The organism is Asaia bogorensis, assembly GCF_900465345.1.
GTDB classification, from domain to species: domain Bacteria; phylum Pseudomonadota; class Alphaproteobacteria; order Acetobacterales; family Acetobacteraceae; genus Asaia; species Asaia bogorensis_A.
In genome coordinates, this window is the sequence record NZ_UEGO01000010.1 from 78,005 (window position 1) to 103,154 (window position 25,150).

Genomic DNA, 25,150 nt, shown 5'->3' on the forward strand with positions numbered 1-25,150 from the left:
GACTGAAATTTCCCGTTGCTGTCAGGACGCGCATAGATTCGAGGAGTGCCACAATGGCAACAATCTTGTCCGGCTGGTGGTCGGCTGTGAATGTCAGCGGTCAGACTATGTATCAGAGCGGGACAACGTATGTTGGCCAGCCTGCAAGCTTTGCGGCCAACACATCGATCACGGTAATGAGCGGTGCGACTGTTACATCGCTCTCGGGCAGTTCCCTGGCGATCACGGTTCAGACAGGCGGTGCCGTCACGAGTGCCAATCTGGATGGCGGCACGCTCTCAGTCGCCAGTGGAGGCGTCCTGACCCGGAACAACCTGAGTGGCGTTAGCACCACGCTGAGTTCAGGTGCTCAGTCGATCAATGATACCTATGTCAAAGGCAGTACCGGCGTAACATGGAGCTATGCGCTGAACGGCGCGACTGTCTCGGGCGCTACGGTGGGAAGCGGTGGATATCTTCAATTACAGACGGGCGCAGTCGGCACCAATATCTCGGCTGTCAACGGTGGTTCCGCCTCGCTTGCTGCGGGTACCACAACCGGAATTCAGGCGCTCAATGGTGGTTATATTCAGTCAGGAGTAATGACCTTTTCCGGATATCTTGGGAATGGCGACGTCGTCTCGACAGGCGCTGTGCTGAATGGTGTCTGGTCTGCGGTCAATGTAAATGGCAAGACGGTTTACCAGAACGGGACTACCACCGTCAGCGATCCTGTTATCCTGAATGGTGCGACGCTTTATGTCGGCAGCGGTGCAGTGGTCTCAGGTTTGACCTGCATTTCAGGAACAATCCCTACAATCAGCGTCTATGCAGGCGGTAGTATCACAGACTCACATATCACCCGCACCTACGTGCGTGTTGATAGCGGTGCGACGCTGAGCAACAACCGGCTCGACGGGTGTGACGTTACCCTGAGCACGGGAGCACGCTCCACCGATGATACATATTCGTGGTATGGTTTCGCTGTTCAGAGCGTCAAGGTGGCCAGTGGTGCGGTAGTCACTCATGCAAATGTCACCAGCAACACGACAATCAGCGCCGCAACCGGGGCCACGATCAACGGTCTGCATGTTGCCTCCGGAGGGTCTGCAGTGTTTGGTTCCGGGGTCAATCTCTCCGGCTACAATGCAGATCCTGGCACTTATCTCGCAACCTATACGTCGATTGGCGGCACTGTCACCGTTCCAGCAACGCCGGCATCACCAACGGGCACCGTGCTTAATGGGACATGGAGCGCGGTCAATTCAGGTGGTACCACGGTTTATACAAATGGCCTTTCGTCCGTACAGGCCCCGGCCACTTTAGGAAATGGTGCCATATTGTGGGTGACCAGTGGGGCAGTAGCCACGGGTCTCTCGGGCTACGGCAATTATATCTACGTTCAGAATGGCGGCACGTTGGCTAGCTCTTACATAGCTAATGGTGCCGTCTATGTATCTTCTGGCGGCACGACGAAAAGTAATAAATTCAATTCTGACCCTGTAACAATATATTCCGGTGGAAGTTCGGTCAACGATACCTTCTACAATAGCGGTTATGATAATAATATTGCGCTGATACAGGCTGGCGGGTCGCTTATCAGCGGTCAGGTGGCCTCTGGCGGTACCATGTCGGCAATGTCGGGATCGGTTGTCAGGGACCCATCAGTAGGGAATGGTGCCTATCTGGTTGTTGACAAAGCCGTAACCGAAATATGCTTCCTCAAGGGAACGCATATCCTGACTGCTCGTGGGGAGGTACGCGTCGAGGAACTCGAGGTTGGTGAGCCTGTTGCCTGCAAGGTAGAGGGTGAAATCGTATTCCGCCCGATCATCTGGATTGGCCAGCGGTTCAACCGGCTTGAGCCTTGGCAGCCTGCCGACCTTGCGGGATATCCGGTACGCATTGAGGAAAATGCCTTCGAGCCGGGTGTGCCATCCCGTGACCTGCTCGTAACACCGGAACACTGTTTCGCTTTTGATGGCAAGATGTTGCCGATCCGTATGCTCGTGAATGGTACGACCATCCGATATGATCTCTCGATGCAGAGCTACGAGTATTATCATATCGAGCTTTCAGAGCATTCGATCATTCTTGCCGAAAATACGCCTGCCGAAAGCTATATCGACACGGGCAACAGGCATCTTTTCAACGCAACGCATAACGTCGTCTCGCTGGGGGCACCTCCTGTACAGCCTTACGCGTTGCCGCTTTGTGTGGAGCGTGACTTTGCGCAGGCTTTGTATGAGCGTTTTGCCCAGGGTGTCGCTGCGCAGGATACGGCCAACCTGACAAGCGAGCCTGATCTGCGTCTTGTCGATGGTGCTGGTTGTGACATCCGTCCGGTGCGCCGTGACGGTTCGCGATATGTATTCCGGCTTCCTCCCGGTACGGCAGGGGTCCATATTGCGTCCCGCGCTGCGCGTCCCTGTGACAGCATCGGGCCTTACGTCGATGACCGCCGACGTCTGGGCGTGTTGGTCGGTGCCATTGACGGGTTCTCATGTGAGGGACAATTCGTCGTCACTGCGCATCTGACGGGCGAGTGGCTCCCAGGATGGCATTCGGAAGAAGGGGGCGTACGCTGGACAGACGGCTACGGATGGCTACCCCTGGCTTCTCATGAAAGCATGTCTCCGATCATCTTGAGCATTGAGGTGATTGATACCGCAACCTATCTGAATGAGCCTTCTGAGGCCCAGCAGATTGCCTTGACAGCCTGACATACAGACTTGTCAGGAGGTGCTCGCCTGTGTCTGTTTGACGGCGTTGCTGTCGACAGGCCAGGCGCGCCGTACAGAACCCGATGTGCCGGATCAACGAACGGCATCGGACTTGCCCGGAAAGGCCGGGCAGGGGCGTCTTCTCACTGCCGGGTGGGGTCCGTCCGGCGTTTGATTGTGGAAGGTCGCATGCCGGTCAGGCTTGCAAATGCCTTCGAAAAGGCAGCAAAGCTGTCATAGCCGACGCTCAGGGCTGCACTGGCCACATTCTCTCCCTGGCCAAGTTTCTCATAGGCATGGGCGATGCGCAGGCGTTGTCGCCAGGCTGAAAAGTGCAGGCCGGTATCCTGTCTGAAGTGACGAACGAAGGAGCGCTCCGACATCGTGGCCAGTCTGGCCCAGTCGGGCTGTCTGCGCTGGTCCGCAGGATTATCTGTCAGTGCCTGTGCCACGCGCCTGAGCCTTGAATCCTGCGGAAAGGGGAGGGCGCCCGTGTCTTGGGGCATCGAGAGAAACTCATCCCAGAAGCTTTCTGCAAGTCGTGTCACGGTGGGTGACCACAACGCCCCACGTGCTACGCGGGCAAGTCGCACGGCCTGGGCATTGAGCAGATCGCTCCCGCGCGACAAAAATGGATACACTGGCAGGGCCTGACATCGCTCAGGATGGACATAGAGGCTCCAGCCCATGACCGCGCCGTGGGAGCGAGCCTCGTGACTCAGGGATGGCGGAAGCCATAACAGCTGCCCAGGGCCGATCAACCACTGGGCTGCCTGCGTGCGCAGCGCCATGACGCCACTCGCAATTCCGAAAATCTGCCCGCGTTCATGGACATGCGGACGGGCCTCACGGCGCTCGCCCTGTCCCATATGGCCCCCGAGAATCCAGGGGGCGTCATGCGCTGTGACTTCGTGCGGGACCATGCTGCATTTGGCGTCCATGCACTGATTTATGGCGCACAGGCGCAGGAACGCCAGCAAATAAGCCGCTAGGCTCAGCTTATTCGCCTTTGGGTGTCATGAGGTGATCATTCGGGAGACACGCCTATGAAGACAGGTTTTATCGGCCTTGGTGCCATGGGGCACGCTATGGCCATGAGATTGCTTGAGGCCGGACATGATCTGGTGGTCTATAATCGCACCCGCTCAAAGGCCGACGCCCTCGTCGCGCACGGTGCCGTGGTGGCAGACACACCCGCAGAGGTGGCCAGGCAGGCAGATGTCGTATTTTCCATGTTGTTTGACGATGCCACAACTCAGGACGCCAGTTTTGGACCAGATGGACTTGCGCAAGCCATGCGTGAAGGCGCCGTTCATGTCTGTTGCAGCACGCTCTCACTCGATCAGGCGCGTCGGCTGCGCGATGGTCATGCGGCGCGTGGTCAGGATTATGTCAGCGCCAATGTGCTGGGTCGGCCGCCCGCCGCCGAGGCTGGAAAACTCTATGCCATGATTGCCGGTGAGCAGGCCGCGCTGGATCGCGTGGCCCCAGTCATGGAGGCGTTCACCCAGCGGATTTTCCGGGTGGGGAATGACCCGGTGCAGGCCAATCTCGTCAAGCTCAGTCTCAACTTCATGATCTACTCGACCATTGAGCAGATGGCGGAAGTCTTTGCGCTCAACGAGCAGGTGGGGACAGACCCGGCACTGGTGTTCGAGATCATGACCAACAGCTTCTGCAATGCCCCAGTGCACAGAAATTACGGTCAGCTCATGGTTGACCGCGCCTATGATTATCCGGGGGCACCTGTCACATTGGGCCTGAAAGACGTGAAAATGTTCCTACAAGCCGGGCATGAGCTTGGTTTGGACCTGCCCTATGCCGACATCGTGCGCGATCGTCTTGCTGCTTCTATCGAGGCAGGCGACGGGGCAAGAGATTTCGTGGTGTTGCAGGAGCAGGTGAAAGCAGGGCGCAAGCGCGATTGAGTTGACAGAGGAGGGGCAGCCGGATGGCGAATTTCGCGCCCCTCCCGGCATGTCAGGTGCAAGTGTGGTCTCAGCTGTGATGCCAGGCCGCGCCCGTGTAGAAAAATCGCCCCATTCCGATGGTGAAGATCAGACAGCCATAAAGGGAGTGTTCCAGACAAGCGAGGCGCAACGAGCGGTGACGCTCGTAATCGCGGGCAAACAGAAAGCCGCCAGCGAAGGTGAGGGCTATGGCAATCCAGTTGAGGAAGATGACATGAGCGAAGGCAAAGGTGATTGCGCTGGCGAGTATCCGACGCGTTGGGGTCACGAACAGTGACTGATAGCGATGGAACAGGAAGCCCCGGTAGAGCATTTCCTGTGGCCAGACGGAGAGCAGGGGATAGAGGCCCATAACAACCAGCCAGAAGCCCGGGCGGTGTCGGGGGAGGTCGAGGAAATGGGTGGGCCAGAGAAAAAAGGCCAGAATTGTCAGTGCACTCCCCAAAATCCCGAAGCGTACGAACACGGCACGTACTTCGTGATGCACGCTATAGGATACGGGAAGACGTCCACGTATGGACAGCCACGCGATGATTGCGCCAATCCACAACCCGGCGAATAGAAGTCCCGGCTGACGCAGGGCCAGCACCAGAAGCGGGCCACCCCCGTAGAGTGCGAGAAATTCGCTCAGACGCAGCGTCCGGAGCAGGAGGGGTTTTGCGGGGATAGGGTGGGAGGGCGTCATGGCTTCACACCTCTTCGGGACAGGTTGTTGCCGTCGTGATGATAACGCCCGATCGGATGGGAGTAGACCGCGTCAGGCGACGCCAGAAATGCTGCGACCAATGCGGGTGCGGTGGAATACACCCGTTACTCGGATCCTGTCGTGACTGACATGCCACCGCCGAGAGGGTGCCGAAAAGGCGGCACGGTGCTCTCGACGTAGGTACACTGAGACATTGCACCTGATACTCGGGTGATGCGTGGCGCTAAGCAGGTTGGACAGAAAGAAACGGCTCTCTCGCCGGGGCTGCAGAGCAACTGCAAACCCAGCGGGGTCGGATCAGGCCTGCACATGATGGTGCAGGGAGATTCCTTCGTCCTGTTTGCGGCGCAGTTCAACCTCGGCGGCCATCGCCTTCTGAAGCTTTTCGAACGCACGCGCCTCGATCTGGCGGATACGCTCACGCGATACGCCATATTCGTGTGAGAGCTCCTCAAGTGTCGACGGATCGTCCTTGAGGCGTCTTTCGGTCAGAATATGCCGCTCACGATCGTTCAGCGATTTCATGGCCTCGGTCAGCAGAGCCTGACGTCCGCTCATTTCCTCCGCTTCACCCAGCGTCGTTTCCTGGCTTTCCTGATCGTCAACCAGCCAGTCCTGCCACTCGCCCTCGCTGTCGCTGCGGAGGGGGGCATTGAGGCTGTGATCCGGTGCCGAGAGGCGCTGGTTCATCGACACCACATCCTGCTCGGGCACACCAAGCGTTGTGGCAATCTTGTCGACCTGCTCCGGTTTCAGGTCTCCATCATCAATGGCCTGCATCTGGCCTTTCAGACGACGCAGGTTGAAGAACAGCTTCTTCTGTGACGCAGTGGTGCCCATTTTCACGAGCGACCACGAGTGCAGGATGTACTCTTGCATCGCTGCGCGGATCCACCACATGGCATAGGTAGCTAAGCGGAAGCCACGATTGGGATCGAAGCGTTTGACGGCCTGCATCATGCCGATATTGCCCTCGCTGATCAGTTCGTTCAGCGGCAGGCCATAACCACGATAGCCCATGGCAATCTTGGCAACGAGGCGCAGATGGGAAGTAACGAGCTTGTGGGCAGCAGCGTCGTCTTCCTTGTCACGCCAGCGGCGGGCAAGTTCGACTTCTTCCTGCGGTGACAGGATGGGGAATTTTCGGATCTCCTGAAGGTACCGCGTGAGGTTGTTTTCAGGGCCGATAGACATGACGGCGGAAGAGGCCATTGGGCTGCAACTCCTTTCGCCCGGACAGAGAAGGAACCAGATATACGGGTATTTACCCTGTTGGTTCCCGCTGGCGGGTGACGCATGGATAAGGAAGGACTTACGTCACCGCGCGATACCCTCCCATTGAGCGATATCAGGCGGCACGTCCGTTCCGGCGGCGCGTCAGCTCGTCGGATTGGCTATGAGTGGATCATACAGCTTTTTCCGAGTCAAGAAAACGTACTACATTACTCCTATTTAACCCGGCCGATAGTCCACGGGGTGCGCAAGTCCTTATCTAGCCTGAAGCAGGGCGAAAACGCGCTTTAATCAACGCCCCCGCAGCGCACGCAGGAGTGACTGGAAATCCTCTGGCGGCTCCGAGGTGAACAGGAGGTTCTCCCCTGTCCGGGGATGGGTGAAGCCGAGCCGCGCCGCGTGAAGAGCCTGACGAGGGAAGTCGAGCGCTGTCCTTCTTGCTGCCTCGGGCAACCCACGTGCGGCCGCGGGGATGCGTCGCAGATAGACCGGATCGCCAAGCAGCGGATGGCCAGCCTGAGAGAGATGCACGCGTATCTGGTGAGTACGACCCGTCGCGAGCTTGCATTCGATCAGGCTTACGGAGGCGTCGAAGGCTTCGAGGCAGCGCACATGGGTCAGGGCGTGCTTGCCCCCCTGGGTGACGACTGTCATGCGTTTGCGGTCGCGCTTGTCCCGCCCGATCGCACCATCATAACTGATGGTGGCTGGCAGAAGCCCCCATGCCAGCGCCTTGTAGGCTCGATCGATATCACGAGCGGCGAAGGCATCGGAAAGCGCATTATGCGCAAGCGGCGTCTTGGCGACGACCATCAGCCCCGACGTATCCTTGTCGAGACGATGCACGATACCGGGGCGCTTTTCGCCGCCGATTCCTTCCAGATCCTCACCGCAATGACCGAGCAGGGCGTTGACCAGTGTACCTGTCTCATTACCCGGTGCTGGATGCACCACCAGACCGGCAGGCTTGTCCAGCACGATCAGGTCGCGGTCCTCGAACAGGATCGGCAGGGCGTGATCCTCGGCCTGCGGGCGAGCGGGGGCGGCAGGCGGCACGACCAGCGTGAAGCATCGCTCTGCTCTGGTGGTTTCCGAAGGCTCGCGTATGATGGCGCCGTCGCAGAAAACCTGCCCGGCCTCGATCAGGGATTTGACGCGTGAGCGAGAGAGCGTGCCGATGGAATCGGCCAGAAAGCGGTCGAGCCGCTGCCCTGCCTGCTCTGGCGTGACAACAAACTCGAATCGGTTTTCATCGGGGGCATGGGCATCGGTCATGTGCCCCTTTAGCAATTAGGATCACTTGCCGCCATGACTACGCCGCCACCCCCTGTTTCACGTGTTCTGATGGCTGCAGTTATCGGTATGGGCGTGATGATCGTCATCGGCACGGCCGGGCTGATCGGCGTTGTGGTCCATCGTGCCATGCATCCCCACCAGGCAACCCTGCACGAGACACGACTTCCTTCTTCCCCTATGCCGGGGGAAAGCGACATCGTGGCACCCAGGGCCGGTCAGAAAGGGAGTGACAGGGCAGCCGTGTTCACCCTTCACGGTGGCGGGCATGTGCTCTCACAGACCGTACGCCCCGACGGTAGTCTGTCATTGCTGATCGCGACCCCCGAAGGCGAGCAGATTGTCATCTGGAGCCCTGAGTCCAATCGTGTGATGGCGCGCTTCGCTCTTACTCCCTGAGCTGATTTCCCTCCCGCGCCGGGAGCCTGGGAGATATACCAAAATGAGCGCTTCGGGGGCATGAGCTGGCACGCGATACGACGGGCGCTAGTCAACCCATCATTTCTGGCCGGGTCAGTACGACAGGAGTTTCGGCACGCCCCGCCTCTAGGACAAGGCGTTCATAGACAGACCCTATCTCGACAAGTCCCGTTTCCGGGCTGAAGCTTTTCTTGTCCATGCCCAGATGAGGCGGCATCACCGCGAGCGGTGGCGGATCATTCATGACTTCGACACGTCGTGTCGCCCGGTGCGGCGCAATATGCAGGTGACAGACGCCTGAGAGCACATATTGGTCGATGCGTCAGTCGGTCGGTTTGACGTCAGGATAGTCACTGACGATGCCATTACTCGGCGCTTGCGCCATGACGGGCGGGAGAGGTCTTTCGCTGAAAAAGGACATGCCTGCACCGACCCCTTCATGGCGAACCACCGCGCTGTTATTTGTGGCGGTCATCGCCACTGGCGCAAAATCTTCGCTGTCCAGATCGCGCAGAAGCCCCGTCCTGTTCCGGCCGTGATGGCGCGGCCTCCACGCATTGCTATGGTGGCATCAATGCCAGCGCATATTGCGGGTAGTCTATCCAGCGAGGACGGCTTGCATCAATCCGGGAAAACGCGCTTCGAGATCTTCTCTGCGAAGTGAGTTGAAATGCTGCACCCCCTGTATGCGCGTATGAAGCAGGCCGCTTTCACGCAGTACCTGAAAATGATGGGACATGCTTGAGCGTGGCCGATCACCAAGCAGTGCGGCGCAACTTGCTTCGGGAACCGAACCGAGGTGCTGGACGATTTCCAGACGGATCGGATCTGCCAGCCCTCGCAGGACTCCCAGCAGGGTGAGGCTCTCCACAGGGGGATGATCGTAATCAGGCATCTGGGCTGTCCGGTTCCAAAAAACAGGAGGGAAGGGGTTGTCGTCACGGCGACGCATCCCCATTCCTGATATTGTTCGATCAAAATCGAATTAAACCCCATGGGTTCATGAGGACTTAGCATTATGACAACTCTGTTCGATCCGATCCAGCTTGGCGCTATTGCCGCGAAGAACCGGATCCTGATGTCACCGCTCACACGTGGCCGTGGCACACGTGAGCATGTGCCGACGCCGGTCATGGCAGAATACTATGCCCAGCGCGCCAGCGCAGGTCTGATCATCTCCGAGGCAACGGGTATCAGTCGTGAGGGGTTGGGCTGGCCCTATGCGCCCGGCATCTGGTCGCAGGAGCAGGTAGAGGCCTGGAAGCCGATCACCAGGGCGGTGCATGACAAGGGGGGCAAGATTGTTGTCCAGCTCTGGCATATGGGTCGTATGGTCCATTCCAGCGTAACGGGTCAGCAGCCGGTTTCCAGCTCACCTACCTCTGCGCCCGGCCCGCTGCACACTTATGACGGCAAGCAGGATCCCGAGCAGGCACGCGCACTCACCAAGGCCGATATCACGCGCATCCTGGGCGAATACGAAGTTGCTGCGCGCAATGCTATCGCAGCCGGGTTCGATGGCGTGCAGATTCACGCGGCCAATGGCTATCTGATTGATGAGTTCCTGCGTGATGGAACCAATCATCGCGAGGATGAGTACGGCGGATCGCCGGAAAACCGCATTCGTTTTCTGCGTGAAGTGACGGAACGTGTCATTGCCACCATAGGCGCGGATCGCACGTCAGTCCGTCTCTCTCCGAATGGTGACACGCAAGGCTGCATCGATAGCGCACCCGAGACGGTATTCGTCCCGGCGGCAAAACTCCTGAACGATCTTGGTATCGGCTTCCTCGAACTGCGCGAGCCCGGTCAGAACGGCACATTCGGCAAAACCGATCAGCCCAAGCTTCATGGTCCCATTCGCCAGGTATTCACTCATCCCCTGGTCCTGAATCAGGATTATACACGCGAAGAGGCAATTGAAACCGTTGAAAATGGCGTAGCCGATGCCATCGCTTTCGGGCGTAAATTCATCGCCAATCCTGATCTTCCACGTCGTCTGGAGAAGGATCTTCCTCTTCAGCAGGACAATATAAAGACATGGTACAGTCGTGGGACCGAGGGGTATACGGATTATCCGTTTTATAACGAATGATGACATTCGCTTGATTGCCTCGGCGAAACGTTGACGGCGAGGTGGCTTTGGGTTCCAGAGAGATACAATTCGTTTCTTTCTGGAACTTTCATGAGCAAGCTCCCCGTACTCGTCGCCTCGCTTCTCTCCGTCCTGTCGGTGGGATCCGCTTTGGCCGATCCCGTGCCCGTTGTTGCGGTCAATCGCGAAATCGGCCTTTCAATGGCGGGGATTTTCGACAACATGGTCGGCGGCTATGGGGTGCGGTCGCAAAGCACTGGCGGTCAGTGGTCCCGTCCGTACAGCTATACTTCGCAGTCCCGGTCACGGCGTATCGGATGGGTGCCCGGCTTTCAGCTCGATGCATCCAGCATGGTCGATATCGGGCACGTGCATAACCTCTATGCATCTGCGCTGTTCCGTCTTGGTTCGGGAACGCGCAACAATAAATACGCCCATACCTATGCATCGACCTACAGTCAGGATTCCTGGCAAGTGGGAGGCGGGGATGATGCGCGCTCAACCTATACACGCGGAGAAATCGGTAAAGGATTTCTGTTCCTGAACGACAAGGCGCTCGTAACGCCTTTTGTACAGGGCGGCTACGACAGCTACGGCTATTCATCCTTCGGCGGACAGAATGCGTTCTTCGTTGGACTGGGCCTGAATGCGGATTACGCGTTGACCGATCGCCTCGTGCTGCGTGGCCGTTTCGGCTGGGCCGAAATCCTCGATACCACGACTTACCGTGTCAGCAGTTCGACCACCCGCCCGCGATGGGAAGGCAGTCTAGGTGTGGATTATCGCATGACCCACCACTGGCATCTGACTGCCGGGGGAGATTATGCCTATACGTCTTACGGCCATGATGCCTACCACGAACGCTATCAGACGATCAGCGAAGGACAGATTTTCGATAGCGGGTCATCGAGCGGCATACAGAATGGCCTGACCCTGCATGCAGGACTTGCCTACGCCTATTAAGGCCTTGCGGAGCCGCAGGGTATGCTGCGGCTCGTCTGCGGCTCATCTGCGGCTCATCTGCGGCTCAGCGCCCTGCCTGAGCCGCGAAAGCCTGCGCGAGAACTGCGTGATCTTCCAGAATGTCATGCGGAATATCGACATGGCCGATGAAGCCTTTCCCTCTCGGACCGTAGCCGTCGACCGTGTCGTGGAGGCGTGGAACTTCGCCCAAGATCAGGGAGAGATAGCGCTCGATAGTCCATGATTCTGCGGTAAGCGCAGCATCAAGCTGGGGCATGAAGGGCGGAGACGAAAAAAACCGTGCAGGGTGATCTGCCCACACATGATGAAATGTGGCATCGGTCCTGCGCTGTAACAGGGGGTCCTGCACAAGGACAATGTGATGGGGTTTCAACCCCATCTCTTCGAGCATGGCTTGGCTGAACGCTGCGTTTTCACCCGTATTGGTCGAGCGCGTTTCGAGTATGATCTGGTCTGAGGGCAGAAGAGAATCCGCTGCAATCAGTTTCGCCAGAAGTTCCGCTTCTCCAAGCCCGGCTAGCGCAGCTTCCCGACAGCCGAGACGGGCGGCGATAGCGCTTAGCAGCGGCGGTGTAGAGTGGCCTATTCCGCCCGTGATCAGCAAAAGACAGTCATGCTGGCGCGCCAGACTGGTCGCGTGATCTACGCAGGCCAGTACGCCATTGCCCGCAAGACAGACGAGATCGATCCGGCCGGGCGCATCGTCGACGCTGGTCAAGGCCAGATAGGCAGCAATGCGATCTGCCGCCTCCCTGATTTCTGGTCGTTGAAGAGCGGAAAAATCAGGCTGTGTCATCTCGGTCCCACAGGTATCGGCCCCCAAGAGCCGGTACAGGGGGAAGCCAGCCGGGGGGTATGCCTCCCGCAATGGTGGGAAGCACGGGTTGAACGCGCTTCATTCTAAGACCCGATGCCGCAATGCGCGGCATCACACTCAGGTCAGACGGTGAAGTATTTGGCGCGTGGATTGAGCATGACCAGTGCGGAAGTCGATTGCTCAGGATGGAGCTGGTAGCCGTCCGAAAGCGACACGCCAATGCGTTCGGCATCGAGCAGCTTCAGAATGGGCTCCTGATCTTCAAGGCGTGGGCAGGCCGGGTAGCCAAAGGAGTAACGCGAGCCGCGATAGGATTGCGCCAGCATCTTTTCCATGTCGCGATCGTCTTCGCCGGCGAAGCCGAGCTCGGCACGAATACGCTTGTGGGTATATTCCGCCATCGCCTCGGCCATCTCCACCGAAAGCCCGTGCAGATACAGATAGTCCTGATAGCGATTGGCCTCGAACCAGTCCCGCGCCAGATCCGATGCTTTCTGACCGACCGTCACGACCTGAAGTCCCACCACGTCGCGCTGGGCATCGTCGATATCGCGCACGAAATCCGCAATGCATTCGCCGTCTTCGCGCGGCTGGCGAGGCAGGGCAAAGCGCGCGGCCTCCGTCACGCCATCTTCATGGAACAGCACAAGGTCGTTGCCTTCACCGGCAGCCTTCCAGTAGCCGTATATGGCCTGAGGCTTGAGAATGGCCTCTTCCGCGCAAAGTGCCAGCATACGCTTGAGCACGGGGCGGAGCTCCTGCTTGGCGTAGACCATGAACTCTTCGAGCGAGCGTCCCTGCTTACGGAAGCCCCACTGGAACTGATAAAGTGAGCGCTCATTCAGGAAGGGCAGCACGGCAGCAGGCGTGGCCTCGACGACGCGTGAGCCCCAGAAAGGCGGTACGGGTACCGGCTCGCCACCGGCAACACGGCTGCGGCGTGCGCGTGCGGCCTCCTTGTCTATGGGGGCAAAGCCGCGTGTCTCGGCCAGCTCCGGCGCACGTTCGGTCTTGCGCTGCTTGCCCGCCCGACGTGTCTGGATGGCGCTCAGATAGTCGTCGAACTGGTCGTTCACGACCTTATCCATGAGCGAAAGCCCATCGAAGGCATCGCGCGCATAGGCCACACGACCCGGTGCTTCGATGCCATAGGAGCGGGCGCATTCGTCTTCGACATAATTGCGTGTCAGCGCCGCACCGCCGAGGAAAACCGGAACATCAATGCCCTGTCGCGCCATTTCCTCCAGATTTTCGCGCATGATCACCGTCGATTTCACCAGCAGGCCGGACATGCCGATAGCCTGCGCATTATGCTCGCGCGCGGCGGCAATCATGTCAGCCAGAGGCACCTTGATGCCGAGATTGATGACGCGATAGCCGTTATTGGTGAGGATGATATCGACGAGGTTCTTGCCGATATCATGCACGTCGCCCTTGACGGTGGCGAGCACCATCGTGCCGCGTGCCTGACCCTCTACGCGCTCCATATAGGGTTCGAGCCAAGCTACGGCGGTTTTCATGGTTTCCGCCGACTGCAGCACGAAGGGCAGCTGCATCTTGCCTGCGCCGAACAGCTCGCCCACCACCTTCATGCCATCCAGAAGCACGGTGTTGATGATGTCGAGCGGCGGCATTTCTTCCATTGCCGCAGCAAGATCATCCTCGATGCCCTTGCGATCGCCATCGACGATACGATCCTTGAGACGTTCGGCTGGCGTCTCGGCGCGACGCTTCTGAACGGCATCAGCCGCCTTGCGGCCTGCAAAGAGTTCCAGCAGTCTCTGGAGCGGGTCATAATCCTCGCTGCGTCGGTCGAAGATCAGATCCTCGGCCACCTTTACTTCCTCAGCGGCAATCAGATGCAGCGGGCGGATCTTGCTCACATGCACGATGGCACCCGTCATGCCCGCCTTGACGGCATGATCGAGAAAGACCGAGTTCAGAACGGCGCGGGCCGCCGGATTGAGGCCAAAGGAGATGTTCGACAGACCGAGAATGATCTGGATATCGGGGAAGCGCTCGCGGATCATCCGGATGCCTTCGAGCGTCCAGACACCCAGCTTGCGGTCGTCTTCCACACCCGTGGCAATGGTGAAGGTCAGCGGGTCGATCATCAGATCGGATTGCGGCAGACCGTGCTTGGTGCAGGCGAAATCGACCAGACGCTCGGCAATGCGCAGCTTGTCTTCCGGCGTCTTGGCCATGCCCACTTCATCAATGGTGAGCGCAATTACTGCCGCGCCGAATTTGCGCGCCAGAATCATGCGGTCCTGGGCATGGCCTTCACCATCCTCGAAATTGATCGAGTTGATGATGGGCTTGCCGCCATGCAGCTTGAGCGCAGCCTCGATGACAGGGGTCTCGGTTGAGTCGATCACCAGAGGTGCATTCACGGAAGACGTGAAACGCGTGACGACCTCATTCATCTCGGCAATTTCGTTGCGCCCAACAAAGGCCGTGCAGAGATCGAGCGCATTGGAGCCTTCAGCGGCCTGCTCGCGCCCGACGGCAACGCAGCCATCCCAATCGCCAGCTTCCTGCAACTCGCGCCATTTCTTGGACCCGTTGGCGTTGCAGCGCTCGCCAATGGAGAAATAGGAGTTCTCCTGTCGCAGTGGCGTCTGGGTATAGAGACTGGCTACAGACGGCACCCAGTGATGGATGCGCTTGACCGGAGCGGGACGATGACCGGTCCCGCCACGCCTGCGAAGCATCCCGTCCAGCGCCTGGATATGCGGGGTGGAGGTGCCACAGCATCCGCCCACCAGATTGAGCCCATCCTCCACGATGAAGCGCTCGACCCAGCTAGCCATCTCACCGGGGGTAAGGGGATAGTGCGTGGTGCCGTTCACCAGCTCGGGCAGGCCTGCATTGGGCTGGATGGAAATCAGGCCGGGCCAGTTCTCGGACAGCCATTTCACGTGTTCCGCCATTTCCTGCGGGCCGGTGGCGCAGTTCATGCCGATAAGCGGCACGTCCAGCGCGTGAATGGTGGTGGCGGCTGCGGCAATATCCGGGCCGACCAGAAGTGTGCCGGTGGTCTCTACCGTCACCTGCACGAAAATGGGGGCGTCAGAGCCCAGCTCGCGCCGTGCAGCCTTGGCGGCATTGACAGCAGCCTTGATCTGAAGCGTGTCCTGGCAGGTCTCGATCAGAAAGGCATCGACCCCACCGTCAATCAGGCCGCGGCATTGCTCGATGATTCCGGCTTCGAGGGTATCGTAATCGATGTTGGCGAGGCTGGGCAGCTTGGTGCCCGGGCCAATGGAGCCCACAACATAACGGTGACGCCCGTCGCTGAAGGTCTCGGCGGCTTCGCGCGCCAGCTCGGCCGATTTGCGGTTGATCTCGCGCGCGCGGTCCTGAAGGCCAAACTCGGCGAGAGTGACGATCGAGCCACCGAATGTATTGGTCTCGACCATATCCGCGCCGACCTCGAAATACCCGCGGTGGATCTCGCGGATCAGTTCGGGGCGCGACAGCGTCAGGATCTCGGTGCAGTTCTCCTGCCCCCAGTAATCGCGCTCGACTTCCAGATCGAGCATCTGGATGCGTGAGCCCATCCCGCCGTCGCAAAGCAGGACATGGTCACGCAGGGCGTCGAGAAGATGGGGACGTGTCATGATGGCAGTCAGTCTCGCTTTATGGGTCGGGCGCAGATGCGAAGCCGCGACTGGGCGCTACGGCTGCCTGCCTTTTTTCAGAGGCAACCGCATCTGTCCAGTATGATGCACTGCCAGAGTAACGCTAGCGATGGTGAAGCCGCTTTATGTCCTGGCTGCCGACCGCTAGTTTATGATCCATCTGTCAGGTTCACACATTCCTCAGCGAGCCATATGCTCGGTGCGTGATACAGGATGCGCGGAGGTGCGAATGACGGGAGATGGACGTATCCCCTTTACGATACTGGGTGACGAAGAGGCGATGCCGTCTGATCTGGCTGACCGTTGTGATGAGGGCGCCTGCCTCGCAGTCGGAGTGGACAGGCACGCTGGATGGTCAGTCTATCGTCACATCGCGGCCGCCCCGATTGGCAGTAGGAGGCATGGCGGCCTTTGTCCCTGCTGTGTCGGGCAGGGTGACCTTGTCACGTCCCTCAATCAGTTGTTTCTCGATCGGGTGCGGGGCATCTGTCCGCAATTTTCCTACGTCATCCTCGCCTGTGAGTCCTGTCGAGTTGAGGGCATTCGGGAGTTGCTGCAACAAGATACGGTGTTCAGAGCACGTTACAGAATTTAAATTCTATGTATTTTTTGCAGGCTTGTTTCGGAATTTACATAATAACTGTTCCAGAATATGAGGGGTTTTCGTGTCGAGTTAAGCGATTTCTATGACTTATGATAAAAACACGGAATTCTCGCTCGACAAGGGGTAGGGTATTCGCGCTATTCGAGCCCCCTGAAGTCTCAGCGGCTTAGTGAAACACAAGAGGAAGCTTCGTGAAGCATCGTGATGGCGTCGCTGCGGACAGCGAAAACCATAATCCCGTCTATATCCGACTGCGCGCCGCCATGGCTGCTGCCAAGTACCATGGGCTCGATCTCGATATGCGTGACTTCGCGGCCGAGCCGGGGGAAGAGTCACCATCGCCTGCGTCTTTGGCCAGATGGTTGAACGAGAATGGTGCCGTGGCGAAGGGGATGCGTATCAAATGGCGTTATCTTGTGCGCATGCAGAACACGCCGCCGATTGTCCTGATGTTTCGCGATGGTTCTGCCGCTCTGATGGTGCGGGCCGATCCCGACAAGAATATCGTCTGGTTGCGCGATCCTCTCGGGGATGAGGGCAGTGTTCCCGTCGCTGTGGATGAACTGCGGCTGACCCAGGTCTGGACAGGTGACATCCTGCTGGTCAAGCGCCGTCGCGACATGTCGGAGGCCGATGCGCCGTTCGACCTGATGTGGTTCGCGCGCGTGGTCATGCGCGAGAAGCAGTCGCTGCGTGATATCCTGTTTGCATCGATGGTGCTTTCGGTGCTGCAGATCTTCCCGGCCATGATCGTCATGCAGGTGCTTGATCGGGTGGTGAACTACCACTCGATGTCCACCCTTGTTTCAATCACGGCCATCGTGCTGATCTTGAGTTTCTACGAAACGTTGCTGACCTATGGACGCCGCGAGCTGACCCTGGTCATGACCACGCGCGTTGATACGCGTATCTCGCTTCATGCCTTCAATCGCCTTCTGGCGCTGCCTCTTGAGTTCTATGAGCGTGAACAGACAGGACGCATCCTCGGCCGCTACATGTCGATCTACAGGGTGCGTGACTTCCTGACCGGCAAGCTCATGTCGACATTCCTCGATATGTTCACGCTGATTGTCATCCTGCCGCTTCTTTTCTGGATGAGTTCGACCCTGGCCTGGATGACGGTGGCCTGTGCAGGACTTATCGGGTTGATCATCGTGATCTTCCTTGGACCGATGACACGTGTCTACAACAAGATGGTTCAGGCAGAGATGGATCGCAGCTCCATTCTCTATGAAACGGTTGCTGGTATCCGCACAGTCAAGACCTTGGCTCTTGAGCCAGTCCGTCGCGAAAAGTGGGACGAGACGACAGCAGAGGTCATCCGGTGGAAGCTGGCGGCAGGGCGCATGCAGAACTGGCCCAGCACGCTGGTTATGCCACTCGACATGTTCATCAATCGCGGCATCATTCTGGTCGGGGCTTATCTGATCCTGACCGGATCGAGCAGCATCCAGCCCGGCGCATTGATGGCGTTCATGATGCTGGGTGGTCGTGTGGCGGCACCTCTCGTGGGGCTGGCAAAGATCCTTGAAGACGTCAACGAGGTCATGACCTCTCTTGGTGAGGCGGGTCTGGTGCTGAACCAGCCAACCGAGACCAAGGCCCTTACTTCGGGGCTGAGACCGCCAATCAAAGGGGCGCTCTCCTTTGCGCAGGTCGATTTCAGCTATCCGGGCACCACGATCAAGGCGCTCAACAACGTCAATTTCGAAATTCCTGCCGGAACCATGCTGGGTCTCGTCGGGCGCTCAGGCTCGGGCAAATCCACTGTTACCCGTCTGCTTCAAGGTGTGAGCCGCAGCTATACGGGGTATCTGCGCCTTGACGGAGTGGAACTGAGGGAAATCAACCTTAGCCATCTGCGCCGTTCATTCGGTGTGGTGCTTCAGGATAACTTCCTGTTCCGTGGAACGGTGCGTGACAACATCACCGCGGGTCGACCGGGTTACACAATGGATGACGTGATTCGTGCAGCCCGTCTGGCCGGGGCCGAGGAATTCATCGACCGTATGCCCGCCGGATATGATACGCCGATCGAGGAAGGATCGACCAACATCTCGGGTGGCCAGAGGCAGCGACTGGCGATTGCCCGCGCAGTCATCAGTGATCCGAAGCTGATGATCCTGGATGAAGCCACCTCGGCTCTGGACCCTGAGAGCGAAGCACTGGTCAATGCGAATCTTCAGCGTATCGGCAAGGGGCGTACGATGGTGATCGTCTCCCATCGTCTGTCCTCGCTGGTCGATTGCCATCAGATCTGCGTCATGGACAAGGGCAAGGTTGTCGATGTGGCGCCGCATAGCGTGCTGCTTGAACGCTGCGAAATCTATCGCATGCTGTGGATGCAACAGAACCGCCATGAGCATTCGGCCCATAACGCCAAAAATACCGATCAGAATGACGATCCCATGCTGATGGATGAGGAATAAGCCATGAGCGACAAGGATATTGTTCCCGGGAACGGGAAAGACGAAAGCACCGAGATCCAGCAGCATGTTCCCAGACAGGCTGATGACCCGTTCTCGCCTCAGGGTCTGCCCCTGGCCCTGCTCGAATTCCATTCGCCAAGCTCGGCACTGGTCAATCTGCCTCCTACGGCATCGGCGCGCTATATCATCTGGCTGGTCGGGGCCATGTTCATTGCCGGGCTGGTCGCGGCTGGTGTGTTTCCGCTGAACAAGGTCGTCAGCACGCCGGGCAGGCTGGTTGCGGTGAACAATAATCTGGTCATCCAGCCCATGGAGATGTCCATCATCCGCTCGATTGATGTCGAACTCGGTCAATATGTGAAGAAGGGCCAGGTGCTGGCGCATCTGGATCCGACAATCACGAAGGCCGATCTCGTCAATCTGAAGGCCCAGCGTGATTCTTATCAGGCAACAATAGCGCGGCTGCATGCCGAGGCGGATGGAACAAACTATGCGCCTGACCTGAATGACAGTTCTGCGGCGAGAGAAGCGGCATCCTATGCCCGGCGCAAGGCTGAATATACAGCCAAGATCAGTCAGTTTGATCAGGAAATCGCGGCGATGCAGAGCCAGATCAATGGATCGCTCGCAAGTGCGGCGATGCATCAGAGCCGCGGGCGCGTGGCCAATGAGGTCCTTCAGATGCGCCGTCGGCTTCAGGCTGACCAGGTTGGAAGCAAGCTTTCAACCCTGGCAGCGCAGAGTGAGTTGATGGAAGCTGAAAGAGCCCAGATCGAGGCACAGCAGACAGCAGCTGCGACCAAATCCAAGCTTGCGGCGACTGAGGCCGAGCGCGATGCCTATATCCAGAACTGGAAGGCACAGGTCTATACCCAGATTGCCGAGGTTCAGCATCGGCTGGACGAGGCAGTGGGTGACTATGAGAAGGCAGCCTTGCGCAACAAGCTGGTTCTGCTCAAATCTCCTGATGAAGGCGTTGTGCTCAACATTGCCAAGCTATCGGTCGGCTCGATCATTTCACCTGCCCAGGTTCTGATGTCGATTGTACCGACTGGCGCGGCTCTTGAGGTCGAGGCAGTTCTGAAAGGAAACGATGCCGGTTTCGTCAAGCTTGGAGATCATGCCCTGCTGAAGTTCGCGACATTCCCCTACACCCAGTATGGTGGTGCTGAAGGAACAGTACGCCTCATCAGTGCGGATGCCTTTACAGCCTCTGATGCCAAGAGCGGTGCGATGGGGCAGATGTCCGCAGGAGATGAGGATCCCTCACAGAGTGGGTATTATCGCGTAAGACTGAGGATTGATCGGTACACACTTCACGGCGTGCCGAGCTTCTTCCATCCTACGCCTGGCATGTCTGTCTCTGCCGATATCCAGGTCGGCAAGCGTACGATGATCCAGTATCTGTTCAGCAAGGTTATTCCTGCCATGTCGAACGGCATGCGCGAGCCGAACTGAGCCTGCAAGACGGTCACGGAGGAGAGCAGGGTGGCTTTGAAATCACGTCTTGCATCAATGGTTTCGCGTGATGCGAGGCTCAGGCATGGCATCACCCAGATCGAGTCCGGTGAAAATGCCGTGCAGGGATTCGCCCTGCTTGCCCCTCTGGCTACACAGGGAAATGTCGAAGCGCAATACCGCGTCGGCAAGGCCTATCTTGAAGGCTGGGGTACCCCACCCAGCCTGGAGGATGGGACGAAGTGGATGCGCAAGGCCGCCGAGAGTGGTCATGTGCAGGCACGCCTCATGCTGGCCACGCTGTACCTTGTGGGCTTTCCCGAGGGGTTTGACGAAAACCGCCCCTCCCTTCTGGTTAACACACGCGATCTCAAGCGGGTTCCTGACTATCGGCAGGCTGCTCACTGGAGTCGCCTTGCCGCCATTGAAGGCCAGCCCGATGCCCAGGCATTGCTTGCCTATGTCCTGACAAACGGCCCTGACGATCTGCGTGACGCGGTGGAGGCGCGGGAGTGGTATGAAAAAGCCGCTGCTGCAGGATCGGCGCAGGGGCATCTAGGGCTCGGTATGGCGCTGCATACCAATCCCGGGTCTGAGGAAGATATTGCCCGCGGAACTGCCGAACTTGAACTGGCATCGCGTGCGGGACTGGCTACGGCCTTTTATTTCCTGGCCTGGATCAATGAACAGGGAATAGGCCAGGCACCTGATTTCTCCACCGCTGCGCGCTACTTCGAGAAGGCGGCCGAACGTGGGGTGGTCCAGGCCCAGACACGTTATGCTCTTTACCTTCTTCAGGGCAAAGGCGTTGCACGCAGGCTGGACCGTGCGGAAACCTGGCTTCGTCGAGCCGCCATGGGAGGGGATGCCGAAGCTGCGGCACTTCTGGGTGACCTGCATATCCGCGGCGAGGAGATGGCCCCGAATTATCTCGAAGCGGCAACCTGGTATCAGATTGCTGCCGAAATGGGGCATGGTGCTGCCGCACGCGGGCTGGGGCTCCTCTATCTGACCGGCATTGGCGTACAGCGCGATCCGGATGAAGCCGCGAAGTGGTTTCGCATATCTGCCGAGTGCGGGGATCGTGTGGCAGATGCCGATCTGGGCAATCTGGCGCTGACCGGCATCGGATCCGAGCAGGATCGCGAGGCGATGCGCAAACGCTTTTTCAAGGCTGCGGAAAAGGGCGATCTGGTCGGGGCGTTCAATCTGGGTGTGTGCTACGCCGAAGGGGTGGGTATCACCCGTGATGATACGCAAGCGGCTTTCTGGATGCAGCGCGCCGCTGATGGCGTTGTAAACGCACAATACTGGCTTGGTCGCATGTATCTTGAGGGGCGGGGCGTACCCCAGGACATGACACTTGCCCTACAGTGGCTCGACCGGGCAGCCAAGGCACAAATGCCAGAAGCCATGACGCTTCTGGCGCAGATACTCGTCTCTGGACGTGCGCCCCAGGGGAAGGATCATCCCCGTGCCCTCGATCTGTACCGAGAAGCGGCCAAACTGGGATATGTCGATGCCATGTTCTCCGCAGGGGCCATGCTTGGCGGTGGTCATGATGTTGCCGTCGACCGTCGTGAGGCACAGTCATGGTTCAGATGTGCTGCCGAGCGCGGGCACGCTCTGGGTCAGCTGATGCTGGGGCGTTATCTCAAGCGTGGTCTCGCTGGTGAGGTGAACCCGGTCGAGGCGCGGGTCTGGCTTGAGCGCGCCCACGCGCAAGGTGTCGACGATGCTTCGGCAGAGCTCGTCAAACTCGAGCGGCGCATGGGCGGACGTGGCTGAGGGGCGCAGCCACTCGTCCCGTCGTCCGCCGCCTGTCGAGTCGGGTTATGGCCATGTGGTTACGGCAAAGGACCGGGCGGACTGGCAGAGGTGGCATGATGCCAAGGCACAGAATGCCTATCGTCGCGGCACAGATGCGTCAAACATGGGCGATGCGCCCGCAGCTCTCTACTGGCTGGGACGTGCCGCGCGCATGGCGCGTCATGATCCCAACGTCATCTTCTCCTATGGCATGGCGCTCCTATCGGCCTCACGCTGGGAGGAGGCATGTAGACAGTTTTCATGGATCGCCGAGCGTTTTATCATGCGAAAGGCGCTTGTCGGTCAGGCCATAGCCTTGTCGAATCTGGGTCGTCCCGACGAGGCGGTTTCCGTCTTTGGCAAGATGCTCTCAAGCTGTGCACCCGCAGAGGAAGTGCTGACGTGGACACGGTTCTTTGCTGCAAAATCCGGCGCGCCTGGTTGGTGTTCGACAAGTAATGAGGGTGTCCTGCGAGGCGAGGCTCAGGGCCTCGTCACGATCAGTCTTGATGGTGACGTGATCGCGTCAGGCGAGACATTGCCTTTCATCCTGCCCGAGGCATGGAAAAGGGCTTCTACCCTGAGCGTCAGTTGCGCGGAGAGAGATCTTTACGGGGCGCCGATCAACCTTGCGATGATACGCCAGATGCAGGGTTTCGTTTCTGTCCGGCATCACGCTCTCGAAGGCTGGATCTGGTATCCGGCTGATCCGGACTTCACGCCTCATGTTGTGGTTGAGGCAGGCGATGCACGTTTCGAAGTGGTCGCCAGCCGGGTTGAGCAGGAAACGCTGCTTGACAAGCCGCTGGCTCGCCCACGCCATTTCTCCCTGCCGCTCGACGCATTGCCTGAAGACGAGATCCGTCTGTTCGACAGGTACGGACAGTTTCTCACGGGCAGCCCACTCGGCCCGACTGCGATCGCCCTGCTTGAGGGGGATGAAGGTGCAGGGAGCCATGCCGCCCTTCCGGGGGGCACCATGCCCGCAGCCAAGGCAAACCGGCTTGGTCAGACAAGGAAGGCTGGATGCCTTGTTGTCATCCCGGCCTATCGTGATCATGCACTGACACGACATTGTATCGAGGCTGTTCTGGCGGACGGGGCCGAGGATGTGGAATGCTTGGTCATTGACGACCACTCTCCTGAACCGGCTCTGCGCACCATGCTGGACGCATTTGTCGAACGTGGTGATATCACGCTTATCCGGCACGAGCGGAATCGTGGCTTCACGATCAGCGCCAATGCGGGTCTGGCCTGCGCGCAAGGGCGTGATGTTGTCCTGCTCAATAGCGATGCGATCCTCCCTGCAGGCGGTATTGGCCGTCTCCGGGCCTGGCTGGACCGAGATGAGAATGTCGGCACAGCGACCCCCTTCTCAAATGATGCGAGTATTCTTTCCTACCCGTCGGTTTCCCGGCCCAATCCGGTGCCCGATTACCGCATGGCCATATCGACAGACCGTATCTTCAGGTCCTTGCCGGGATCCGGGCTCATCGACCTGCCGACGGGTAATGGTTTCTGCATGGCGATACGAGGCGACTGTCTTGCGCAGACGGGACTTCTGAACGCCGACGTCTTTGCGCAGGGCTATGGCGAGGAGAATGATTTCTGCTGTCGTGCTTCTGCGCTTGGCTGGCGTCACGTGGCAGCGACTGACCTGTTTGTAAGGCATGTCGGTACAGTGTCGTTTGGCCGGACGCGTAGCCTGCTGCTGGAGCGTAATCTTCGTCTGCTCAACCTTCTGCATCCTGGCTATGATGAACGCGTCGGCGCCTTTATTGCCGAAGATCCCTTGCGGCTTGTACGTCGTAATGCCGGTCTTGTTCGCATGATTGCACGCCGCAAATCGGCGGCTTCATGTCTGATCATGGTAACCCATGATTCCGGTGGCGGGGTCGAGCGGGTGATTGATCAACGTTGGCGCCAGGCCGAGGCTGAAAAGGCACAGGTTCTCATCCTGCGCCCCCATGAGAGAGGCTGCCGGATAGAAGATTGTGGCGGTGACACGGTCAACATCGTTTTTGATCTGCCACGCGAATGGCTGGACTTCATTTCGGTCCTGCGCCGCATGAAAGCCGGACGCATCGAATGGCATCATCTGCTTGGCCATGCGCCCGTGATGCGTGATCTGGCAGCAGCACTCGACATGCGTTGGGATATAATCCTGCACGACTATATCTGGTTCTGCCCGCGAATCTGTCTGGTCGGGCCGAATGATCATTATTGCGGCGAACCGGCCCTGGCGGGCTGTGAGGCCTGTGTGGCGCAGCAGGGGACGCTTGTAGAAGGCGATTTGACGGTGGCTGAGCTTGTAGCGCAGTCAGACCGGATCCTGCGCAGTGCCAATCGGGTGATTGCGGGATCCCTGGACTTGCAGCGGCGTTTCAAACGGCATTTTACGGGACTTGAGATAGAATTGCGGCCGCTCGAATCCGAGAATTATCCCGCACTGAAAACCATGAGGCCGCCTGACGGATCGAGAAGACGCATATGCATACCAGGCGCAATCGGGCGTGAAAAAGGCTATGACATTGTTCTTCAACTTGCGGAGGACGCGGCCCGCCGTAATCTGCCCCTCGATTATGTCATAGCTGGATATACAATTGATGATGATCGCCTGATGGCGACAGGACATGTGCAGATAATGGGGGAGTATCGCGAGGAAGAAGCCATAAGCCTTATCGAATCGTGCAATTGCGATATAGGTCTCATTCCCTCCATCTGGCCTGAAACCTGGTGCTTTGCCCTGTCAAATTTGTGGAATGCGCGTTTACCTGCGGTAAGTTTCGACTTGGGTGCGCAGTCAGAACGAATACAGAGATCGGGCCGGGGAACTGTGGTGCCTCTCGGAATGCCCCTGTCTCTACTGAGTAATGTCTTGCTACATTCTTCACATCAAATGATATAGCTTTTACTGAGTAGTTTATAGTGATATACCTGAATTTATTCCTATGTATCGTTCTTTAGTCACATTGTGCAAAATTTC

At 58.5% G+C, this 25,150-nt stretch carries 18 protein-coding genes; 9 read left to right on the forward strand and 9 right to left on the reverse strand.

Annotated elements, in window-relative coordinates; genetic code table 11:
- The first annotated feature begins 53 nt into the window (after positions 1–53).
- Positions 54–2,702 (forward strand): Hint domain-containing protein, encoded by a 2,649-nt coding sequence (locus tag ED655_RS04030; RefSeq protein WP_162993386.1) that lies wholly within the window; start codon positions 54–56, stop codon positions 2,700–2,702.
- A gap of 143 nt (positions 2,703–2,845) precedes the next feature.
- Here ED655_RS04030 and ED655_RS04035 read toward each other — a convergent pair whose 3' ends face one another.
- Positions 2,846–3,625 (reverse strand): AraC family transcriptional regulator, encoded by a 780-nt coding sequence (locus ED655_RS04035; RefSeq protein WP_122049101.1) that lies wholly within the window; start codon positions 3,623–3,625, stop codon positions 2,846–2,848.
- A gap of 123 nt (positions 3,626–3,748) precedes the next feature.
- Here ED655_RS04035 and ED655_RS04040 point away from each other — a divergent pair, with 123 nt between their 5' ends.
- Positions 3,749–4,630, forward strand: coding sequence for an NAD(P)-dependent oxidoreductase (locus ED655_RS04040; RefSeq protein ID WP_122049102.1), 882 nt, complete (start codon positions 3,749–3,751; stop codon positions 4,628–4,630).
- Positions 4,631–4,700: 70 nt separating this feature from the next.
- On the opposite strand, the gene ED655_RS04045 is transcribed toward ED655_RS04040, so the two are convergent.
- The 3 genes from ED655_RS04045 to ED655_RS04055 all read right to left on the reverse strand — a co-directional run bounded on the left by ED655_RS04045 (position 4,701) and on the right by ED655_RS04055 (position 7,886).
- Positions 4,701–5,357 carry a CPBP family intramembrane glutamic endopeptidase gene (locus tag ED655_RS04045; RefSeq protein ID WP_122049103.1) on the reverse strand — a complete coding sequence of 219 codons (657 nt, stop codon included), beginning with the start codon at positions 5,355–5,357 and terminating at the stop codon, positions 4,701–4,703.
- A 318-nt stretch (positions 5,358–5,675) separates the two neighbouring features.
- Positions 5,676–6,590, reverse strand: coding sequence for an RNA polymerase sigma factor RpoH (rpoH, locus tag ED655_RS04050; RefSeq protein WP_122049104.1), 915 nt, complete (start codon positions 6,588–6,590; stop codon positions 5,676–5,678).
- 312 nt (positions 6,591–6,902) lie between these two features.
- Positions 6,903–7,886: an RluA family pseudouridine synthase gene (locus tag ED655_RS04055; RefSeq protein WP_122049105.1), complete on the reverse strand. Its 984-nt coding sequence runs from the start codon at positions 7,884–7,886 to the stop codon at positions 6,903–6,905.
- Positions 7,887–7,919: 33 nt separating this feature from the next.
- On the opposite strand from ED655_RS04055, the gene ED655_RS04060 reads away from it, so the two are divergent.
- Positions 7,920–8,303 (forward strand): hypothetical protein, encoded by a 384-nt coding sequence (locus ED655_RS04060; RefSeq protein WP_122049106.1) that lies wholly within the window; start codon positions 7,920–7,922, stop codon positions 8,301–8,303.
- Positions 8,304–8,394: 91 nt separating this feature from the next.
- Here ED655_RS04060 and ED655_RS15455 read toward each other — a convergent pair whose 3' ends face one another.
- Both ED655_RS15455 and ED655_RS04065 read right to left on the reverse strand, forming a co-directional pair.
- Entirely contained in the window at positions 8,395–8,568 is a 174-nt protein-coding gene (locus ED655_RS15455; RefSeq protein ID WP_162993387.1) for a hypothetical protein, read from the reverse strand.
- Between the two features lie 354 nt (positions 8,569–8,922).
- A complete protein-coding gene (locus tag ED655_RS04065) occupies positions 8,923–9,219 on the reverse strand; it encodes an ArsR/SmtB family transcription factor (RefSeq protein ID WP_122049227.1) in 297 nt (98 codons plus the stop codon).
- Positions 9,220–9,342: 123 nt separating this feature from the next.
- Here ED655_RS04065 and ED655_RS04070 point away from each other — a divergent pair, with 123 nt between their 5' ends.
- Positions 9,343–10,419 carry an alkene reductase gene (locus ED655_RS04070; protein ID WP_122049107.1) on the forward strand — a complete coding sequence of 359 codons (1,077 nt, stop codon included), beginning with the start codon at positions 9,343–9,345 and terminating at the stop codon, positions 10,417–10,419.
- A 90-nt stretch (positions 10,420–10,509) separates the two neighbouring features.
- On the forward strand, positions 10,510–11,382 hold the full coding sequence (locus ED655_RS04075) for a hypothetical protein (protein WP_122049108.1): 873 nt from the start codon (positions 10,510–10,512) through the stop codon (positions 11,380–11,382).
- A gap of 64 nt (positions 11,383–11,446) precedes the next feature.
- Here the strand turns inward: ED655_RS04075 and ED655_RS04080 are convergent, their stop codons facing one another.
- The 3 genes from ED655_RS04080 to ED655_RS15460 form a co-directional block, all read right to left on the reverse strand.
- A complete protein-coding gene (locus ED655_RS04080; protein WP_122049109.1) occupies positions 11,447–12,199 on the reverse strand; it encodes a YdcF family protein in 753 nt (250 codons plus the stop codon).
- 143 nt (positions 12,200–12,342) lie between these two features.
- On the reverse strand, positions 12,343–15,843 hold the full coding sequence (gene metH, locus ED655_RS04085; protein WP_408735642.1) for a methionine synthase: 3,501 nt from the start codon (positions 15,841–15,843) through the stop codon (positions 12,343–12,345).
- 376 nt (positions 15,844–16,219) lie between these two features.
- Positions 16,220–16,426 carry a hypothetical protein gene (locus ED655_RS15460; RefSeq protein WP_162993388.1) on the reverse strand — a complete coding sequence of 69 codons (207 nt, stop codon included), beginning with the start codon at positions 16,424–16,426 and terminating at the stop codon, positions 16,220–16,222.
- A gap of 305 nt (positions 16,427–16,731) precedes the next feature.
- Between ED655_RS15460 and ED655_RS04095 the strand changes: the two genes are divergently transcribed.
- The 4 genes from ED655_RS04095 to ED655_RS04110 are packed head-to-tail and all read left to right on the forward strand — an operon-like array spanning position 16,732 to position 25,072.
- Positions 16,732–18,897, forward strand: a complete 2,166-nt coding sequence (locus ED655_RS04095; RefSeq protein WP_122049228.1) for an ABC transporter transmembrane domain-containing protein — start codon at positions 16,732–16,734, stop codon at positions 18,895–18,897.
- A gap of 3 nt (positions 18,898–18,900) precedes the next feature.
- Positions 18,901–20,355, forward strand: coding sequence for an HlyD family type I secretion periplasmic adaptor subunit (locus tag ED655_RS04100; RefSeq protein ID WP_122049112.1), 1,455 nt, complete (start codon positions 18,901–18,903; stop codon positions 20,353–20,355).
- Positions 20,356–20,385: 30 nt separating this feature from the next.
- Positions 20,386–22,143 carry a tetratricopeptide repeat protein gene (locus ED655_RS04105; protein WP_122049113.1) on the forward strand — a complete coding sequence of 586 codons (1,758 nt, stop codon included), beginning with the start codon at positions 20,386–20,388 and terminating at the stop codon, positions 22,141–22,143.
- Complete coding sequence (locus ED655_RS04110; protein ID WP_122049114.1) at positions 22,091–25,072, forward strand: glycosyltransferase; 2,982 nt, start codon at positions 22,091–22,093, stop codon at positions 25,070–25,072. Before ED655_RS04105 ends, ED655_RS04110 begins: the two co-directional genes overlap by 53 nt.
- The last annotated feature ends 78 nt before the right edge of the window (positions 25,073–25,150 follow it).

Excerpts from the sequence above, each read along its gene's own strand:
- ED655_RS04030 (WP_162993386.1), top strand. The coding sequence starts at position 54 with ATGGCAACAATCTTGTCCGGCTGGTGGTCGGCTGTGAATGTCAGCGGT.
- ED655_RS04035 (WP_122049101.1), bottom strand. The coding sequence starts at position 3,625 with ATGGTCCCGCACGAAGTCACAGCGCATGACGCCCCCTGGATTCTCGGG.
- ED655_RS04040 (WP_122049102.1), top strand. The coding sequence starts at position 3,749 with ATGAAGACAGGTTTTATCGGCCTTGGTGCCATGGGGCACGCTATGGCC.
- ED655_RS04045 (WP_122049103.1), bottom strand. The coding sequence starts at position 5,357 with ATGACGCCCTCCCACCCTATCCCCGCAAAACCCCTCCTGCTCCGGACG.
- rpoH (WP_122049104.1), bottom strand. The coding sequence starts at position 6,590 with ATGGCCTCTTCCGCCGTCATGTCTATCGGCCCTGAAAACAACCTCACG.
- ED655_RS04055 (WP_122049105.1), bottom strand. The coding sequence starts at position 7,886 with ATGACCGATGCCCATGCCCCCGATGAAAACCGATTCGAGTTTGTTGTC.
- ED655_RS04060 (WP_122049106.1), top strand. The coding sequence starts at position 7,920 with ATGACTACGCCGCCACCCCCTGTTTCACGTGTTCTGATGGCTGCAGTT.
- ED655_RS15455 (WP_162993387.1), bottom strand. The coding sequence starts at position 8,568 with ATGAATGATCCGCCACCGCTCGCGGTGATGCCGCCTCATCTGGGCATG.
- ED655_RS04065 (WP_122049227.1), bottom strand. The coding sequence starts at position 9,219 with ATGCCTGATTACGATCATCCCCCTGTGGAGAGCCTCACCCTGCTGGGA.
- ED655_RS04070 (WP_122049107.1), top strand. The coding sequence starts at position 9,343 with ATGACAACTCTGTTCGATCCGATCCAGCTTGGCGCTATTGCCGCGAAG.
- ED655_RS04075 (WP_122049108.1), top strand. The coding sequence starts at position 10,510 with ATGAGCAAGCTCCCCGTACTCGTCGCCTCGCTTCTCTCCGTCCTGTCG.
- ED655_RS04080 (WP_122049109.1), bottom strand. The coding sequence starts at position 12,199 with ATGACACAGCCTGATTTTTCCGCTCTTCAACGACCAGAAATCAGGGAG.
- metH (WP_408735642.1), bottom strand. The coding sequence starts at position 15,843 with ATGACACGTCCCCATCTTCTCGACGCCCTGCGTGACCATGTCCTGCTT.
- ED655_RS04095 (WP_122049228.1), top strand. The coding sequence starts at position 16,732 with ATGGCTGCTGCCAAGTACCATGGGCTCGATCTCGATATGCGTGACTTC.
- ED655_RS04100 (WP_122049112.1), top strand. The coding sequence starts at position 18,901 with ATGAGCGACAAGGATATTGTTCCCGGGAACGGGAAAGACGAAAGCACC.
- ED655_RS04110 (WP_122049114.1), top strand. The coding sequence starts at position 22,091 with ATGCTTCGGCAGAGCTCGTCAAACTCGAGCGGCGCATGGGCGGACGTG.